Source organism: Pseudoalteromonas tetraodonis (genome assembly GCF_002310835.1).
Lineage (GTDB): Bacteria > Pseudomonadota > Gammaproteobacteria > Enterobacterales > Alteromonadaceae > Pseudoalteromonas > Pseudoalteromonas tetraodonis.
Genome location: NZ_CP011041.1, coordinates 3,354,714 through 3,371,803, shown reverse-complemented (window position 1 = coordinate 3,371,803; position 17,090 = coordinate 3,354,714). Strand labels below are relative to the sequence as shown.

Below are 17,090 nucleotides of genomic sequence, written 5' to 3'. Positions count from 1 at the left end.
ATGCTCTTTAAAAATTTGGAAAAGCTGATAATAAAATTCGTATGAATACAGTGTATTTGTACAGAGTTTTCAAAAGTAAAAAAGAATGATAGCAGTATCATTCAGTGCCATTTAATGAACGTTTACGTTTATTGATTGGTATCTACTTTAGTATTCAATATTAACTTCTGGCGAAGTTAAACTGTCACACAACAAAGACCCGTTTGGGTTGTATGGTTAAGTGACTAAGCGTACACGGTGGATGCCTTGGCAGTTGGAGGCGATGAAGGACGTATTAACTTGCGATAAGCCTAGTCAAGCTAGTAAAAAGCACTTGAGACTAGGATTTCCGAATGGGGAAACCCACCTGCTTGCAGGTATCGTTAACTGAATACATAGGTTAACGAGGCGAACGCGGAGAACTGAAACATCTAAGTACCCGTAGGAAAAGAAATCAACCGAGATTCCGATAGTAGCGGCGAGCGAAATCGGAACAGCCCTTAAGCTTATTATGTGTTAATGGAAGGCTCTGGAAAGTGCCACGATACAGGGTGATAGTCCCGTACATGAAAACGCATTTTAAGTGAAATCGAGTAGGTCGGAGCACGTGAAACTTTGACTGAATATAGGTGGACCATCATCTAAGGCTAAATACTCCCAACTGACCGATAGTGAACCAGTACCGTGAGGGAAAGGCGAAAAGAACCCCTGTGAGGGGAGTGAAATAGAACCTGAAACCGTGTACGTACAAGCAGTAGGAGCCCACTTGTTGGGTGACTGCGTACCTTTTGTATAATGGGTCAGCGACTTATATTTTGTAGCGAGGTTAACCGATTAGGGTAGCCGTAGGGAAACCGAGTCTTAACTGGGCGAATAGTTGCAAGGTATAGACCCGAAACCCGGTGATCTAGCCATGGGCAGGTTGAAGGTTGAGTAACATCAACTGGAGGACCGAACCCACTAACGTTGAAAAGTTAGGGGATGACCTGTGGTTAGGAGTGAAAGGCTAATCAAACCGGGAGATAGCTGGTTCTCCCCGAAATCTATTTAGGTAGAGCCTCGGACGAATACTTACGGGGGTAGAGCACTGTTAAGGCTAGGGGGTCATCCCGACTTACCAACCCTTTGCAAACTCCGAATACCGTAAAGTAATATCCGGGAGACACACGGCGGGTGCTAACGTCCGTCGTGAAGAGGGAAACAACCCAGACCGCCAGCTAAGGTCCCAAAGTCATAGTTAAGTGGGAAACGATGTGGAAAGGCCCAGACAGCCAGGAGGTTGGCTTAGAAGCAGCCATCCTTTAAAGAAAGCGTAATAGCTCACTGGTCGAGTCGGTCTGCGCGGAAGATGTAACGGGGCTAAACTATGCACCGAAGCTGCGGATTCAAAATTTATTTTGAGTGGTAGGGGAGCGTTCTGTAAGCGGTTGAAGGTGTACCGGGAGGTATGCTGGACGTATCAGAAGTGCGAATGCTGACATGAGTAACGATAATGCGGGTGAAAAACCCGCACGCCGGAAGACCAAGGGTTCCTATCCCATGTTAATCAGGGTAGGGTAAGTCGACCCCTAAGGCGAGGCCGAAAGGCGTAGTCGATGGGAAACGGATTAATATTTCCGTACTTGGTATAATTGCGATGGGGGGACGGAGCAGGCTAAGCAAGCATGGCGATGGTAGTCCATGTGAAAGTGTGTAGGCTAGTGACTTAGGTAAATCCGGGTTGCTGTTAGGCTGAGACACGAGACGAGTCACCAAGGTGATGAAGTTGCTGATGCCATACTTCCAGGAAAAGCCTCTAAGCTTCAGATTATACCGAATCGTACCCCAAACCGACACAGGTGGTCAGGTAGAGAATACTAAGGCGCTTGAGAGAACTCGGGTGAAGGAACTAGGCAAAATCGTACCGTAACTTCGGGAGAAGGTACGCTCCGATTGGTGATGGGACTTGCTCCCTAAGCTGATTGGAGCCGCAGTGACCAGGTGGCTGGGACTGTTTATTAAAAACACAGCACTGTGCAAAATCGCAAGATGACGTATACGGTGTGACACCTGCCCGGTGCCGGAAGGTTAATTGATGGGGTTATCTTCGGAGAAGCTCTTGATCGAAGCCCCGGTAAACGGCGGCCGTAACTATAACGGTCCTAAGGTAGCGAAATTCCTTGTCGGGTAAGTTCCGACCTGCACGAATGGTGTAACCATGGCCACGCTGTCTCCACCCGAGACTCAGTGAAATTGAAATCGCAGTGAAGATGCTGTGTACCCGCGGCTAGACGGAAAGACCCCGTGAACCTTTACTACAGCTTGGCACTGAACATTGAACCTACATGTGTAGGATAGGTGGGAGACTTAGAAGCAGAGACGCTAGTTTTTGTGGAGTCGTCCTTGAAATACCACCCTTGTAGTTTTGATGTTCTAACGTTGGCCCCTGAATCGGGGTTACGGACAGTGCCTGGTGGGTAGTTTGACTGGGGCGGTCTCCTCCCAAAGAGTAACGGAGGAGCACGAAGGTTGGCTAAGTACGGTCGGACATCGTACGGTTAGTGTAATGGTAGAAGCCAGCTTAACTGCGAGACAGACACGTCGAGCAGGTACGAAAGTAGGTCATAGTGATCCGGTGGTTCTGAATGGAAGGGCCATCGCTCAACGGATAAAAGGTACTCCGGGGATAACAGGCTGATACCGCCCAAGAGTTCATATCGACGGCGGTGTTTGGCACCTCGATGTCGGCTCATCACATCCTGGGGCTGAAGTCGGTCCCAAGGGTATGGCTGTTCGCCATTTAAAGTGGTACGCGAGCTGGGTTTAGAACGTCGTGAGACAGTTCGGTCCCTATCTGCCGTGGGCGTTTGAGAATTGAGAGGGGTTGCTCCTAGTACGAGAGGACCGGAGTGAACGAACCGCTGGTGTTCGGGTTGTCATGCCAATGGCATTGCCCGGTAGCTACGTTCGGAACTGATAAGCGCTGAAAGCATCTAAGCGCGAAGCAGGCCTCGAGATGAGTTCTCACTAGACTTTTAAAGTCTCTGAAGGGCCGTTGAAGACTACAACGTTGATAGGCAAGATGTGGAAGTGGTGTGAGCCATTAAGCTAACTTGTACTAATTACCCGTGAGGCTTAACCATACAACGCCAAACGCGTTTTATGTGATAGTTTAAGCGAAGAAGTTAATATAACTAAAGTAGATTACTTGATTACTCTTTATTATCAGAATTCCAAATTTTAGTAAGCTTGATTAAATCGAACTTACACCAAATTTGCTTGGTGACAATAGCGTTTTGGACCCACCTGACCCCATGCCGAACTCAGTAGTGAAACGAAACAGCGCCGATGATAGTGTAGCATTTGCTATGTGAAAGTAGGACATTACCAGGCTCCAAATAAGAGAAACCCGTTACAGCGATGTAGCGGGTTTTTTGCTGTTTGGGATTTAATAAAAAAACCAAGAGCCCATGCCGAACTCATTAGTGGCCGCTCTCGTACATCCTGTACTTCACGGCATTCGTATTCCTATACATCAAACAAAACAGCGCGAAGGCAAGCCTCACACAAGGCCGCATTGGCACAAAGATAGTGTCGTATTTGCTATGTGGCTCTCTACCGCTGTGGGCACTACGATATTCTACTGCGTGGTCACTACGAAGGAACGCGCCGACGCCAAATATGTGCAAGCTCGAATCTAAATTTATACCAATTCGCTTAATTAAGCGGTCTATTTTGAGGCAGGAAAAACGGGTTGATAGCTAGGCAATAAATTCGCTATTTAGTTGTTCTAAATGAGAATTTTTTAACACAGATAGCGACACGTTTAGCCCCGCAAAATGATTGAGTATTATTGCGGGTTGGTATTAGGTCTTTTGAAGGGTATATGGGCTGATAAATTCATCAGTCCATATATTTAATAATCAGCGAGGTCGTTAGCGATTAGATAAGAATACAGTAAGCTTTTTACCTATTTTTAAATGGTCGCTCGAAAGGTTATTCCATTGTTTTAGTTTAGTAATACTGACTTTGTAGTGACTGGAAATTTTCCATAAGCTATCACCCGATTTAACCTGATGTTCAATTTGGGTATCGGCTAATTGAGGGAGCACAAGCTTTTGGCCAATTCTAATGGTGTTACTTTTTAGATCGTTAAACGCTTTGAGTTGGCTAATACCCACTTTGTAGCGTTTCGCTATAACACTTAAGCTATCGCCACGTTTTACTGTGTAGTGTTGCCACTTACTATAATCATTGGAATCAAGATTAGCGAGCATGTCTTTAAATTGTGTTTGTTCAGCAACTGGAACAACAATGTGGGGCGCATCAATAATTGCTGGAAAGCGGATCACACCATGGTTTAAAAATTCAAGTTGCTGCCATTGCTTTTGGTTATCTAAAATAACAGCGTCATCAATAGGCAATACTGCAATTGTTGGGCTGTTTGAAATTGTAGGAAAAGCCATTTTTTGGCTTTTTAATAATTGTGCCGCAGCTAGTAATTTTGGCACGTACTGACTGGTTTGTTTGGGCAGTTTTAAGTTGAAAAAATCAGTGGGTTTGCCTTGTTTTTTATTATTACTAATTGCTCTAAGTACACGACCTTCACCTAAGTTATAGGCTGCTATAGCGTGATACCAATCACCATCAAAGCGCCTGTGTAAATATTCCATAAAATCCAACGCTGCTCGGGTACTGTCTATTACGTCCTGACGTCCGTCATACCAAGAGGATATTTGCACTTTAAAATATTTAGCAATGGCAGGCGTTAATTGCCAAAGTCCAGATGCATGCTTGTGCGAATAGGCACTGGCATCAAAGTCACTTTCAATTAGCGGCATTAATGCTAATTCTATGGGTAAGTTCCGCTTTTCAACCTCTGTGACTATATAATAAAGATAAGGCTCAACACGGCGACTAATTTCATCCATGTAATTTGGGTGCGATAAATACCATGCAATACGTTGCTGTACATCTGGGTGGCTAGAATTGGCAAATGTAAGCTGCGTTTGGATGCGTTGCCACACATCATCGAGTTTCTGAGGACTTAAGGGAGCTATTTGCTCAATATTTTCGTTTTGTTCTTTAACAACAATATTCGGGTTAGCTTTAATATCAGGTTGTGAAGATGGCTGTTCGGGTGTGGTTTCACAACCGGATAAAATTAACACTAATGGCAAAATGCGGATAAATCGATTTAAAGGCACGTACTAAACTACTCCGAAAAAATGAATGTGGCTAACCTAAAGCAGGTTAGCTTAACATAGCGTGAGTTAAGAATGACTTGTAGTTGAATTTAACAGTTCCTTAAATTGATCTTTATAGCGACGCGATAAGTTAAGTATTTTTCCTGTTGTAAGTTTTACTTCACTATCTCCACTTGCTAATGGCGTGATTGATTCAACCGCGTCTAACCTAACCGCATGAGAACGGTGAATGCGGCAAAATCCTTGTGGTTCTAACTGAGTTATAAGTTGTGTCATGGTTGCACGAAAAGGGTAAATTCGAGCGCCAATATGTAGATTTACATAATTACCGCTAGATTCAAGCCAGTCTATTTGTGCTACGCGGACAATAAATTCTTTTCCCAGCTTTTTTACCAGTAGCCTGTCTAAGTTTACATGTTCAGCAGTATCTTCGCCTTGACTGATCGGGGCTGCTTCACCTGTTAATTGGCTCACGACATATTGATAGGTTTTAATAACAACAATCAAAAATAAGAATCCCCACAAATCTTTGCGGTATTCATAAAGTAACTCAAACCATACTAACCCAAAGTCATATTGCATACCCTGCACGGTGTAAATGAGTTTGCGGATAGCGACCATAATACCAATATGTAATAACGAAAAAGCAATGCTCGCTACTAAGTACAGTAATATTGAATGAGAGATTTTTTGCCAATTAAAGGGCTTAGCTTTTAATAACCAAACTAAAGCCGGAAACAATAATAAAGTGCTAATAGCACTCGAGTATTCCCACACAAAGGGCTCCCAGATCATAAAAGGAAGTGCGCCATCACGTTGGGCTTCCATAATATTTGAGCTGGCATTAATCGTGTTGTTTATAAAAATATAACTAGATAAAAATAATGCCGCATACCATCTCTGATAGCGCTGAAAGTGCGATAAAGTGATCATTATTATTGTAACTCTTAAAAGACCATCATTAGACTAGCAAGATAGTGATAGATCACCAAACTTATCATCCCTGATATCCACCGCTTATCCCCACTGACTGTTTTATCAGCCTTTTGTGATTGCTTAACGCAGAGTGTTGTTCATAGTTGTTATTAATTAGTCGTAAGCTAAATCTATCATGAAACTTAAAATAGTAATTAAAAACACAACACGTAAGCTATTGCAGCCATGGTTAAATGTATTTAATCAAGGTGAAGAGTTACCATCTCGCCGTTATGATTTAGATTGGCTGAGAGTACTTGCCTTTGGCTTATTAATTTTTTACCACGCCGGCATGTTATACAGTGAAAATTGGGGCTTTCATTTTAAAAGTCAGTACTTATCCAGCGGTATTGAAAACGTCATGCTTTTATTGTCGCCATGGCGGATGGGATTAATTTGGTTTATTTCAGGTGTGGCGCTGCGCTTTATTGTTGCGCGCTTTAGTCTAGGTATGTTTTTAACTACGCGAAGTGTAAAAATATTACTGCCTTTATTGTTTGGCATTTGGTTTATAGTGCCTATTCAGCTTTATGCGCAAATGAGCCAAGAGGTTGGTTTAGCTATGAGCTTTTGGCAGTTCTACCAGCAGTTCTTTAATTTAACTAACCCTTTATTTAATCACTATCAAGCAGGGATTTGGCCTCATGTCGATGTAAACCATCTTTGGTACTTGCGTTCGTTATGGCAATTTACTTTATTGCTAGTGCTAGCGATGCCGCTGCTTCATCACGCTACTGTGCATACAATAATCACGCGTTTATGTGGGCGCTCGTTATTTACTATTTTTATTGTATTGCTATTGCCGCTGTGTATTTTAAAACTGAGCTGGCCGAGCGACACATTTAGATACCCCATGGGCGCGCTGTTCTTACTTTATGGTTACTTATTTGCTTGGCAGCCTACATTTTATAGCCAGCTACTTCGCCATTGGCGAGTGCTATTCGTGGTATTTATTTTAGGTTATTTAGTTGTCGTGCTGGGTTATCACACGATTTGGCAAAACCCTGCTGCTAGCCAATGGCAAATTACCAGCATGGATATGCTGTATACTGCGCAACGGTTAATGGGCGTGTTGTTAATGCTGGCACTAGCACAACGTTTTTTGAATCACGATCACCCTAAACTGGCTTTATTAAACTGTGCAGTATTCCCTTTTTATCTATTACATCAAAGTGTGATTATTGGCCTTGCCTTTTATTTGTCGAAGCTGCAATTAGGTGGTTTTGTGGAGCCATTACTTATACTCAGCCTCACTTTCATTATTTGTTGGCTGGTGTTTCTTGCTGCGCGCCGTATCGACTTATTAAGCCCGATGTTAGGGATTAAAGTCACAGGTAAATATAAAGCATGGCAAGTTAAAGTGGGCTTTGGTTGCGGACTAATATTGGTAAGCCCGCTGATATTTAGGTTGATTTAGCATCAAAAAAATAGCTTAGAATATTTTATAAATACTTGGTTTTAAGTGGTATGTGCTACAAAACTCGGTTAGATTAAAAGGCTACTATGTGGTTATAACTACAACTTTGGCAAAGCAAACTTATTTTAGGGATGATTGATGCGTTTTTTCTTACTATTTGTATTTTTATGGTGTTTGACTAACGCAGCTTTTGCTACAACAACACCTAATTCAACGCCTGTAAATTCTGCTCCTATTATTGCTAATACGCACAATAGCCAAGATTTGATGTATCAGCAACTGTTTAGTATGCAAAGCCAGCTTGTTCGACTAGATGAAAAGCTACAGCAACAAAAATCACTCGGTAATGATATTAAGACCTTAGAAGCGGCGCAGCAAACACTCAAAGTTCAACTTGCTAACTTACAAACTAAACTCGAAGCGCAAGAAAAGCTGCAAACTAATCAGTTGAATGGGGTTGATGGGCGGATTTCTGACATAGCAAGTAATACTAATATGTGGGGCTTGGCATTGACTATTTTTGGTTTGATTATCACGGTTGCTGCAATCGCTCTCGGTTTTAGTGCAAAAAACAGAGCGGTATACGAAGCCAAGCAGGCTGCTAATATAGCCTCAGAAAGTCATATGGAAAAGTGGTTATTAGAGAATAAAGATACATTAATCGCAAATACCAAAACTGAGCTTGAAGAGGTGAGCCTTGAGCTAAAAGATCGAGCTGAGAAATTAGAAGCAGAGGCAAGGGCTGCGCTGGAAAAAGTCAAGCAAGAACAGCAACAAGCTTGGGACGCCCTCTTAGCAGAAAACAAAGATGTTGTTACCTCGAAAAGAAATAAAGAAGACAATACAGCTACCAAACATAATAAACCGAAAGTATATCAAACAGCTCAAGAATGGTTTAAAGCTGGTATAAATGCGTTCGCTAATAGTGAATATAATGAGGCTCTCAATGCCTGGAATAAGGTATTAGGGCTAGTTGACAGCGAACAAGAGCCAAAGCTTTATGCCATTACAATGGGTAACCAAGGCGTTACTTATGGGAGGCTAGGTAAGCCAAATGAAGAGCTCAACAGCTACGTAACCTTGATTGAACAGTTCAAAGGTTCATCGAATGAAGAGCTTCAAATTCAAGTGGCTAGAGCGATGTATAACCAAGGCGTTACTTATGGTCAGCAAGGGAAGTTTGATGATGCACTAAACAGCTTTATAACCTTGATTGAGCAGTTCAAAGGCTCATCGAATGAAGAGATTCAAAAAACTATAGCTAACTCAAGAACAAATATAGCTGAACAGGCTTTACTTTATGAAACGCCAGAACAGGTTCTTACTCGTGTTGCACAAGCAGAAAAATACTCAGATAACCCACAGTACTTAGCTGTGATGCAGTTTATTCGTTTTTTACTTAACGATAAAACGATTGAGGAGGTGTTTACTGCCTTAACCAAAATCCCAACAGCGACGGACTTAACGTGGAACTTTAGTGAGATTAAAGATTACCTAACCGATAATTTTGAAGGCATAAAGCAACAGCAGATTCAAGCTGTTGTGAAGTATTTTGAGCAACATAAAGATATTGAGCAATTAAGGGTTGAATTAGGAATTAAAGGCTAGCTCAATATAAATTAAATATCGCCGTAAACGGCGACCTTTAGGGCGGGCTTTAGCGTGTTAAATATCCTTGAGCTTTATCGCGGGGTTACCGGCAACAACAGTGTTCGCAGCCACATCTTTGGTTACTACCGACCCTGCGCCTACTACAGCGTTATCACCAATGGTAACGCCAGCTAACACAATAACCCCCGCGCCTATCCATACGTTATTGCCAATGGTTATCGGTGCTGCAAAGTTTTCTTTATTGAGCCGCGCCATGGGATTAACTGCATGAGATACGGCTAATAGTTGAACGTTCGGGCCAATTAAACAATCACTGCCAATGGTAATTACACCCTCACTAATAGGGGCATCCAACATAGTGCAGTTAATGTTTATAAAAGTACGATCACCTATTTGTATTTGACTGCCATAGTCACAATGAAAGCCCGCTTTAATAATTACTCCATCACCACAGTGTGAGCATAATTCTTTTATTCGCTTTAAATTACCTTTACTGGGGCTTTTATTAAATAAGCGGCAAATTTCGTGCACAGCTTTTCGCTGCGCTAGATTCTCTTTACTAATACTATTAAATGACTGCATATCAATTTTGTTTAACTTAAATAATGGTGTCTAGCTTAACCTACTTTGAGCATGATGATAATTTGAATAAAACTGCGCTTTTTTTATGCATTCACTTGCCATTTATTATGTTTCGTTTAAAATCCCCTAACTTTCGAAACGAAACTTAATAGCAGTTACTTAATGACCAAACGAAACACCCAGCAACGCCGTCATCTGATCCTTAGCCAAGTAAATGAGCTTGGTGAAGTGGCTGTTGAGACTCTTGCTGAACAGTTTCAAACATCAGAAGTAACCATTCGAAAAGACCTAACCGCGCTTGAAAAAAGTGGCTTGTTGCTGCGCCGTTATGGTGGGGCTATTGCGCTACCAAAAGAGATAGTAAGCGATGAGATCGATTCTAAGCGCAAAGTAGCAATTGCTAAGGCAGCAGCGGCGCTTATAAAAGATCATAACCGCATTATTATTGACAGCGGCCGCACTACTGCAGCGATGATCCCTGAGTTGGCTACCAAGCAGGGGTTAGTTGTTATGACTAACGCAATTAAAGTGGCAACACGTTTATTAGCACTTGAAAACGAGCCTACCCTTTTGATGACAGGTGGCACGTGGGATCCGCATTCAGAATCGTTTCAAGGGCAAGTAGCTGAAAATGTTCTATGCTCATATGATTTTGATCAGCTATTTATAGGTGCCGATGGCATTGATGTAGCGCGTGGAACAACCACGTTTAATGAACTTGTTGGGCTAAGCCAAGTGATGGCTAAAGCGGCGCGCGAAGTTATTGTGCTGGTTGAGTCAGAAAAGATTGGTCGAAAAATACCAAATTTAGAATTACCGTGGCAAACAGTAACCACATTAATAACCGACAGTGGCTTAGCAAGTGATAAGCGTGCAGCCATAGAGGCGTGTGGTGTAAAACTAATTTGCGCAGAGATTATGGAATAGCAACTACATCGTGAGTTGCTAGAATTAAAAAATTAATGGAGACACTATGTGTGGAATCGTTGGGGCTGTTGCAGAACGTCCAGTAAATAAAATCTTAGTTGAAGGCCTTAAGCGTCTTGAGTACCGTGGTTATGACTCAGCAGGTGTAGCTTTACTTGAAGGCAATACTCTTAATACAGTTAAAGCAGTAGGTAAGGTTGTAAACTTAGAGTCAGCACTTGAACAAGCTGGTGTTAGCGGTCACACAGGTATTGCACACACTCGTTGGGCAACTCATGGCGGTGTAACTGAAGCCAATGCTCACCCACATGTTTCAAGCAATCAATTAGCGCTTGTACATAATGGAATCATTGAAAACCACGCAAGCTTGCGTGCAGCACTTAAAGGCGACGGTTACGAGTTTTTATCAGACACCGACACTGAAGTCATGGTGCATTTAATTCATCAGTTACGTCAGCAGCACACGACTTTATTAGCGTCAGTTCAAGCAGCTGTTAAACAGTTTGAAGGCGCATTTGGTACCGTTGTGTTTGATAAAGCGAATGATAACGAAATTATTGTAGCGCGCTCAGGCAGCCCGTTAGTTATTGGTTTAGGCCTTGGTGAAAACTTTATTGCTTCTGATCAGCTTGCATTATTACCGGTAACTCGCAGCTTTATCTTCTTAGAAGAAGGTGATGTAGCGCGTATTACTCGCGACACGGTAGAGATTTTTGATGCAGATGGCAACGCGGTTGAGCGTGAAGTTGTTGAATCAAACATCACACAAGATGCATCAGGTAAAGGTGATTACCGTCACTACATGCTAAAAGAAATTTATGAGCAGCCACTTGCAGTACGTAACACCCTTGAAGGACGTTTAAACGACGATCGCGTAGCGATTGATGCCTTTGGCGACAGTGCACAGCAAATATTTAAAGACGTAAAACACGTACAAATTATTGCCTGTGGAACGTCATATCACTCAGGTATGGTTGCTCGTTACTGGCTTGAGCAATTTGCAGGTGTTAGCTGTAACGTAGAAATTGCCTCTGAGTTCCGTTACCGTCAATCGTTTGTACACGAAAATAGCCTGCTAGTAACGATTTCACAGTCAGGTGAAACGGCTGATACTTTAGCTGCACTGCGTTTAGCTAAAGAGCAAGGCTATATGGGGTCAATGACTATTTGTAACGTACCAGGCTCATCGCTTGTACGAGAATCAGACCTTGCCTTTATGACCAAAGCTGGTGCTGAAATTGGTGTAGCCTCTACTAAAGCATTTACTACGCAGCTTGTTGGTTTGTTAATGCTTACTGCGTCTATTGCGCAGGAAAAAGGCTTAGATCAAAGCACGATTGTTAACGCTATTAAACTGCTACCAGCTAAATTAGAGGAAACGCTATTGTTGGCTGATGGTATTGCAGACCTTGCAGAAGAGTTTGCTGATAAGCACCACTCACTGTTTTTAGGTCGCGGTTCACAATACCCAATCGCAATGGAAGGCGCGCTTAAGCTTAAAGAGATTTCATACATCCACGCTGAAGCCTATGCAGCAGGTGAGCTTAAACACGGTCCATTAGCACTTATTGATGCAGACATGCCAATTATTGTTGTAGCACCAAACAATGAATTGCTTGAAAAGCTTAAATCAAACGTAGAAGAAGTACGTGCACGTGGTGGCATCATCTATGTATTCGCTGATAAAGACTCACACTTTGAGTCAGACGACACAATGCGTGTAATCAACGTAAACCACGTAGATGACGTAATTGCCCCTGTTGTATATACAATTCCACTACAGTTGCTGTCGTACTATGTAGCGGTCATTAAAGGCACTGACGTTGACCAGCCACGTAACTTAGCAAAATCGGTTACAGTTGAGTAAAATCAACAGGTTATAGGTTTTTGTGCACGTTAAATAATGTTCGAAACAGTGTTTAATGTGCGCAACTAATATTAAAGTCAGAAACTTATAAGTTCGCTACTGGTACAAAGTACGAAACAAAAACGGTCACAATGTGTGGCCGTTTTTATTTAGACATATGTTTATTACATTGAACAATACAGCCGATTAAACTTTAAGGGTAAATCCGTCAAAGTCATGCCCAGGCTCTCGATCTGTCGGGTATGTTACGCCCTCTTCTAGCTCGGCCTTCTCAACGTATAACTGAAGGACAAAGTATACTCTATTGGTGTCTGTTCCCGAAGCTAAAGCCCAATGTAGTTTAGTGAGCAGGCTTTTAGGGATGTTAATTGCTATGAGTTCTTCTGTTTTCATATTATATTTTTCCTTATTAATTTTATTGTGAAATAAATTTACGACCTAAGACAAAAGGTAATAACCGTGCGATGTTTCTAGCATCGTCGATCCCCCTATGGTGCCTGCCTTCCAAAGGAATGCCAGCGAGTTGCAGGGCACCGGCCATTCCTTGGTGCTTTCTCACTTTCTGCGCTTTACTGAATTGTTTTTTCAGATTTAAGTGTGGGGCTGGGATCGGATATGGCTCATTGTGATAATTACAATCCTGCCAAATTTGGTTTTGGTCATATTGCCCCCAACTTCCCCATAAGAAGTTATCAAACTGAAGCATCCAAGCTTTAAACTTTGCAATTGCTTCTTTATATGTAGGAGCTCCATCAAGATCTGATTGGTGAATGGTTGTAAGCTTGGTACAAAATTCCGTCAGTTGCGGGTGCCTTACCGGTTTGATGAAAATATTGAATTCACCCACTGGTTTCAAGGACTCTCCGCAAACCATAAGTGCACCGATTTCAATCATTTCCATTTCAGATGTAGGGAACGAATCATCGTCACAGCAGGTCGCTTCCAAGTCCAAAACTAAGTAGTTTTTTTTTAAACTATTTAAATCCAAGTTACATTTCTCCTATGTAGTATATGATTCGCGACAAAGTTAATTGGTAACTTCGGGCAGAGCCAAAACAAGAGGCTTAGTTGTATTTACGCTCTGTTCAAAAAATCGCTGGTTAATGTGTTTAGATTTTGCAAACACTTTTTCGTCAGGAAATAGCCCCCATTCATCCTCTTTCGCTAAATAAACCAAGTCATAATTTGTTTCTCTTTTTCTGAACAATTCAAAATAAAACAACGCCTGTTCGCTAATTTCCTCTTTGATTCCAGGTAAAAGTGACGTCAGTTTAAAGCGTCCATTTTCAGTGAGAATGATTTGTCCAATGTTCGGTCTATGACCATTTTTAACACATTCAAAAATCATGTCTGCCGCCACGATCACATCGTCATAAAAACAGTCAGCAAACATGATCTCCGCAAAGCCATAATTTGATAAACCAATGGTGTAACAATATGCGGCATGGTCTTCATTTCTAGGCTCGTCAGAGACAACACTCATAACGGTATAACCATACTTTTTAACCTTACGATTTAGCTTTTCGTAATATGTTTTATCTAATCTCTGCATACCAACCTCTCGCGCAATCTTTATGTTTTAAAGCTTACAAGGTGGTTGTTCCGCTTGAGTTGTAAGACTTGAAAGTAGTCTTCGTTTTTTTACAATGCCTGGTAGGTTTCAACAAAACGTTTGGCATCAGGAAGCGCGCGGTGTTCATTGGTATTAAGCGTCTTGCCATATTCCTCTTTGAATACCTTTGTCTTTTGTTCGCCCCAAAAATCGAACAGGGCACTTAAGTCCATTAGATGAAAGGTAACTGAGGTGTTTGCTGCTTTAAAAAGTTGGGAAAGCCAAGCCCCGTCATAGGTTAGATCATTACACAGCACTAATTTCCCACACAGGTATTTGTTTAATTGCTGGGCGACATTAACAATATTGTCACCATGTTGTAGCAATTGCTGTTGCGATAAACCATGTAGCTTCTCAGCATTTTTATCCCACTCGCCTTTTTCTAACCACTCAGAGGTAGGTTTAATGAGAAAATTAGCCTGTGCAGCAGTAGAGGACGCAAATGCGACCTCCACTGGGTATGACGAATGCCGCAAACCAGAGGCCTCTACGTCAATCATGATAAATTCATCAAGTTCAAAGTTCTGGCGATTAAGATTAATACGTAAAGACGGATCAAATAATTTCATAGTCTCTCCTTAATGAATAAAACCAACCGACTGTGGCTCGCAAACACTGCCTTTGCGAATGGCAATATCTTGCAAGGTTACCTGCGCTAATTCACTGCAATCTGCGCTACGAACAAAAGCCTTCCTGATTGCTGAAATTAATGTATTTTTTGCTTCACGCGGGGTTAGCAAGCTTAGTGACTCAGTCACGTCAAAACTGAGCTGTTGTTCAAAATGGTGATGAAACTTTTTTTCTTTCAGATAACTTTGGTAAATGTTCTGACAAATCTTTTTCATGTCAGCCTTGGACGGTGGCTGAATATCGAAATTGGTTAAGCGACTCTTCAGGGCTGGCAGTAAATTCTCATAATTATTGGTGGTGGTAAAAAACAACACACCTGAACAATCAAAGTTTAAATCTAAGAACTGTTCTTTAACGTTTTTTCTTTGCTCAATATCGAACAACGACAATAAACTTGGTGTAATCGCCCACTCGCCATCCGATTTTGCCAGACAGAGCTCATCTAAGAACATAATCGGATTAAAGGTGTCTGTTTTTAGCAGTACTCCCTTTCCTACTGCGCCCATTGTACTTGACTTGAACTGGCTGGAGCCGCCAATCAAATCAGCCTTTGAATGACATGTCGCGATACTGAGATCAAAGAATTCTAATTTCAGTCTTTTAGCAAGTGTTCTGACAAACTCGGTTTTTCCGCAGCCAGGCACCGATTGTAAATTGATAACCGGAAATTCAATCGGCGATGCGTTTAACAATGACACTTTTAAACAAATATAAAGCTCTTCAATTACCTCTTCGAAATTTGGAAACTGCTCTTTCATTAAATCAAGCTCATCAAGCATTGATTCAGTGGCTAAAACAATTTTTTTTTCTGGGCCTTTTTTCAGAACCTCATTTGCTAATTCTGCGCCGTATTCCCCTGTCAGTTCTCTAAGGGTTGCAGTTTCTTCCAGTTCATTTTTATCGAAGATAGCAATGGTTTGTAGCTCTGATTCTTGTTCTTCAATGAATGTTGGGGCTTCTACATTTTCATCGGCCTTATTTACTGAATCCTGTCCATAAGTACCAGATACACTAAAAGAGTCTAATAAAGTGCCTAGCTGGAGTTGTGCACTTAAAGATTGCTCCACTGTGGGTTGCTCGAAGTCGGCATATTCAACTTCAAAGCGACGCTTCATCGACGGAAATACATCAAATAGCGGTTCAAGAGTGAGCATGTCTTTACTGTAGTAAAATGCGGTTAAAAGTTCACTGGGTGTTGAGTTGCGCACCATATATCGAATGCAATCTTGCGAACGGTTTTCCAATTGTTCAAAGCAATATGGCGGTTGTTCAATAACTTCAATTGCTTCAGCGGTAGGCTCAGGGCTCTCTGATTTTTTCTGTACGATTTTTTCTAACAAACATAAAGGCTTATACGCGACTAAAAATGCGTGTTCACTTGTTCTATCTAAGAATGTCTTAATTTCGTTTTTAGTTTTATTTTTAAAGCGCTGTTGCCATTTTTCAAACGTTTCACTTTCTCGCTTTTGCAATTCTTCCTTAATGGCAGTAGCTAACTCAGGTGACAAAAATCCATAGAGAGCTTCTCTCATTTGCTTTTCAAGCGGTAGCAACACTTTAGCGAGTTTGTTTTTAGGCTGCTCTTGGCAGCAGACATCCAGCAGTTCTGGGTGACACCCCACTAATTGCGAGAATTTATATTCGATGATCGCCTGGTTGCTTCTATTTACTGGTTCAAAGCCAATATGATGAGGCTCTCTCAGGTAACGCTCTAATTTATCGACTAAATTATCTAATGCTTGCTGAGCTTTTGTAGAATTTGGCTCTTCTTCAAAAGGTAGTAACAGTGGGCATTTATCACCGTTTTCGCTTCGAATAATAAAAGGCGCTAACGTTCCGCGCTCACATTCTGGTAGCAATGTTAACGCGTCTCGCAAAAATTCGTTTGGATATAACATTAACTTAGAAATTTGTGACGGCTCTTCAACGTATTTTGATTTCACGTCTTTATTGCCTTTAGACAATTGTACAGCTTGTACTTGGCGAAGCTTCTTTAGAATAATGTTTTGGGCAAGAACTGACTCTTTTGGTGTGCACTCCAATAATTCAAAGGGAGGAATTTCAGTAAAAAATGCTTGGTCTAAACACTGGGTGTAATGAAATAAATTTAACACTGATTGCCAATCAGCATATTTAATTGCCTTAGCCACCGTGAGTGTTGGCATCCAGTAATTAATTACTTCTGTGATGACTTCAATAGGAAAGGTGTTTAATTCGTCAAAATGTAGTTCAGTAGTTGATACCTCAATTGCTTGGTTATTTCTGTTTACATATTTCATATAAATGCTCCTCGATTTGAGAAGC

Annotated in this window: 12 protein-coding genes and 2 rRNA genes; 6 read left to right on the top strand and 8 right to left on the bottom strand. The window is 41.6% G+C overall.

All coding sequences use genetic code 11. The annotated features are described in order from the left end of the window. The first annotated feature begins 214 nt into the window (after positions 1–214). Together PTET_RS15695 and rrf are read left to right on the top strand one after the other, a co-directional pair. Positions 215–3,101 (top strand): 23S ribosomal RNA (locus tag PTET_RS15695). Positions 3,102–3,236: 135 nt separating this feature from the next. Next, positions 3,237–3,351 (top strand): 5S ribosomal RNA (gene rrf, locus PTET_RS15690). Between the two features lie 542 nt (positions 3,352–3,893). Here the strand turns inward: rrf and PTET_RS15685 are convergent. Both PTET_RS15685 and PTET_RS15680 read right to left on the bottom strand, forming a co-directional pair. Next, positions 3,894–5,165 carry a LysM peptidoglycan-binding domain-containing protein gene (locus tag PTET_RS15685; protein ID WP_096038888.1) on the bottom strand — a complete coding sequence of 424 codons (1,272 nt, stop codon included), beginning with the start codon at positions 5,163–5,165 and terminating at the stop codon, positions 3,894–3,896. Positions 5,166–5,231: 66 nt separating this feature from the next. Beyond that, the gene (locus PTET_RS15680) at positions 5,232–6,095 is read right to left on the bottom strand and encodes a LytR/AlgR family response regulator transcription factor (RefSeq protein WP_096038931.1); all 864 of its coding nucleotides are present in this window, start codon (positions 6,093–6,095) and stop codon (positions 5,232–5,234) included. 181 nt (positions 6,096–6,276) lie between these two features. Here PTET_RS15680 and PTET_RS15675 point away from each other — a divergent pair, with 181 nt between their 5' ends. Together PTET_RS15675 and PTET_RS15670 are read left to right on the top strand one after the other, a co-directional pair. Beyond that, on the top strand, positions 6,277–7,557 hold the full coding sequence (locus tag PTET_RS15675) for an acyltransferase family protein (RefSeq protein WP_096038887.1): 1,281 nt from the start codon (positions 6,277–6,279) through the stop codon (positions 7,555–7,557). Positions 7,558–7,695: 138 nt separating this feature from the next. Next, positions 7,696–9,165: a tetratricopeptide repeat protein gene (locus tag PTET_RS15670; RefSeq protein ID WP_096038886.1), complete on the top strand. Its 1,470-nt coding sequence runs from the start codon at positions 7,696–7,698 to the stop codon at positions 9,163–9,165. A 57-nt stretch (positions 9,166–9,222) separates the two neighbouring features. On the opposite strand, the gene PTET_RS15665 is transcribed toward PTET_RS15670, so the two are convergent. After that, the gene (locus PTET_RS15665; protein WP_096038885.1) at positions 9,223–9,750 is read right to left on the bottom strand and encodes a sugar O-acetyltransferase; all 528 of its coding nucleotides are present in this window, start codon (positions 9,748–9,750) and stop codon (positions 9,223–9,225) included. 162 nt (positions 9,751–9,912) lie between these two features. Here PTET_RS15665 and PTET_RS15660 point away from each other — a divergent pair, with 162 nt between their 5' ends. After that, positions 9,913–10,677 carry a DeoR/GlpR family DNA-binding transcription regulator gene (locus PTET_RS15660; RefSeq protein ID WP_016898983.1) on the top strand — a complete coding sequence of 255 codons (765 nt, stop codon included), beginning with the start codon at positions 9,913–9,915 and terminating at the stop codon, positions 10,675–10,677. A gap of 46 nt (positions 10,678–10,723) precedes the next feature. After that, entirely contained in the window at positions 10,724–12,544 is a 1,821-nt protein-coding gene (gene glmS, locus PTET_RS15655) for a glutamine--fructose-6-phosphate transaminase (isomerizing) (RefSeq protein ID WP_008112790.1), read from the top strand. A gap of 186 nt (positions 12,545–12,730) precedes the next feature. Here glmS and PTET_RS15650 read toward each other — a convergent pair whose 3' ends face one another. The 5 genes from PTET_RS15650 to PTET_RS15630 all read right to left on the bottom strand — a co-directional run bounded on the left by PTET_RS15650 (position 12,731) and on the right by PTET_RS15630 (position 17,065). Beyond that, a complete protein-coding gene (locus PTET_RS15650) occupies positions 12,731–12,937 on the bottom strand; it encodes a hypothetical protein (protein ID WP_096038884.1) in 207 nt (68 codons plus the stop codon). 22 nt (positions 12,938–12,959) lie between these two features. Next, complete coding sequence (locus PTET_RS15645) at positions 12,960–13,532, bottom strand: 3'-5' exonuclease (protein WP_096038883.1); 573 nt, start codon at positions 13,530–13,532, stop codon at positions 12,960–12,962. A 39-nt stretch (positions 13,533–13,571) separates the two neighbouring features. Further along, positions 13,572–14,096: a hypothetical protein gene (locus PTET_RS15640; RefSeq protein ID WP_096038882.1), complete on the bottom strand. Its 525-nt coding sequence runs from the start codon at positions 14,094–14,096 to the stop codon at positions 13,572–13,574. A gap of 89 nt (positions 14,097–14,185) precedes the next feature. Next, entirely contained in the window at positions 14,186–14,725 is a 540-nt protein-coding gene (locus tag PTET_RS15635; RefSeq protein WP_096038881.1) for an exonuclease domain-containing protein, read from the bottom strand. Between the two features lie 9 nt (positions 14,726–14,734). Next, entirely contained in the window at positions 14,735–17,065 is a 2,331-nt protein-coding gene (locus tag PTET_RS15630; protein WP_157740508.1) for an AAA family ATPase, read from the bottom strand. Positions 17,066–17,090 lie beyond the last annotated feature (25 nt).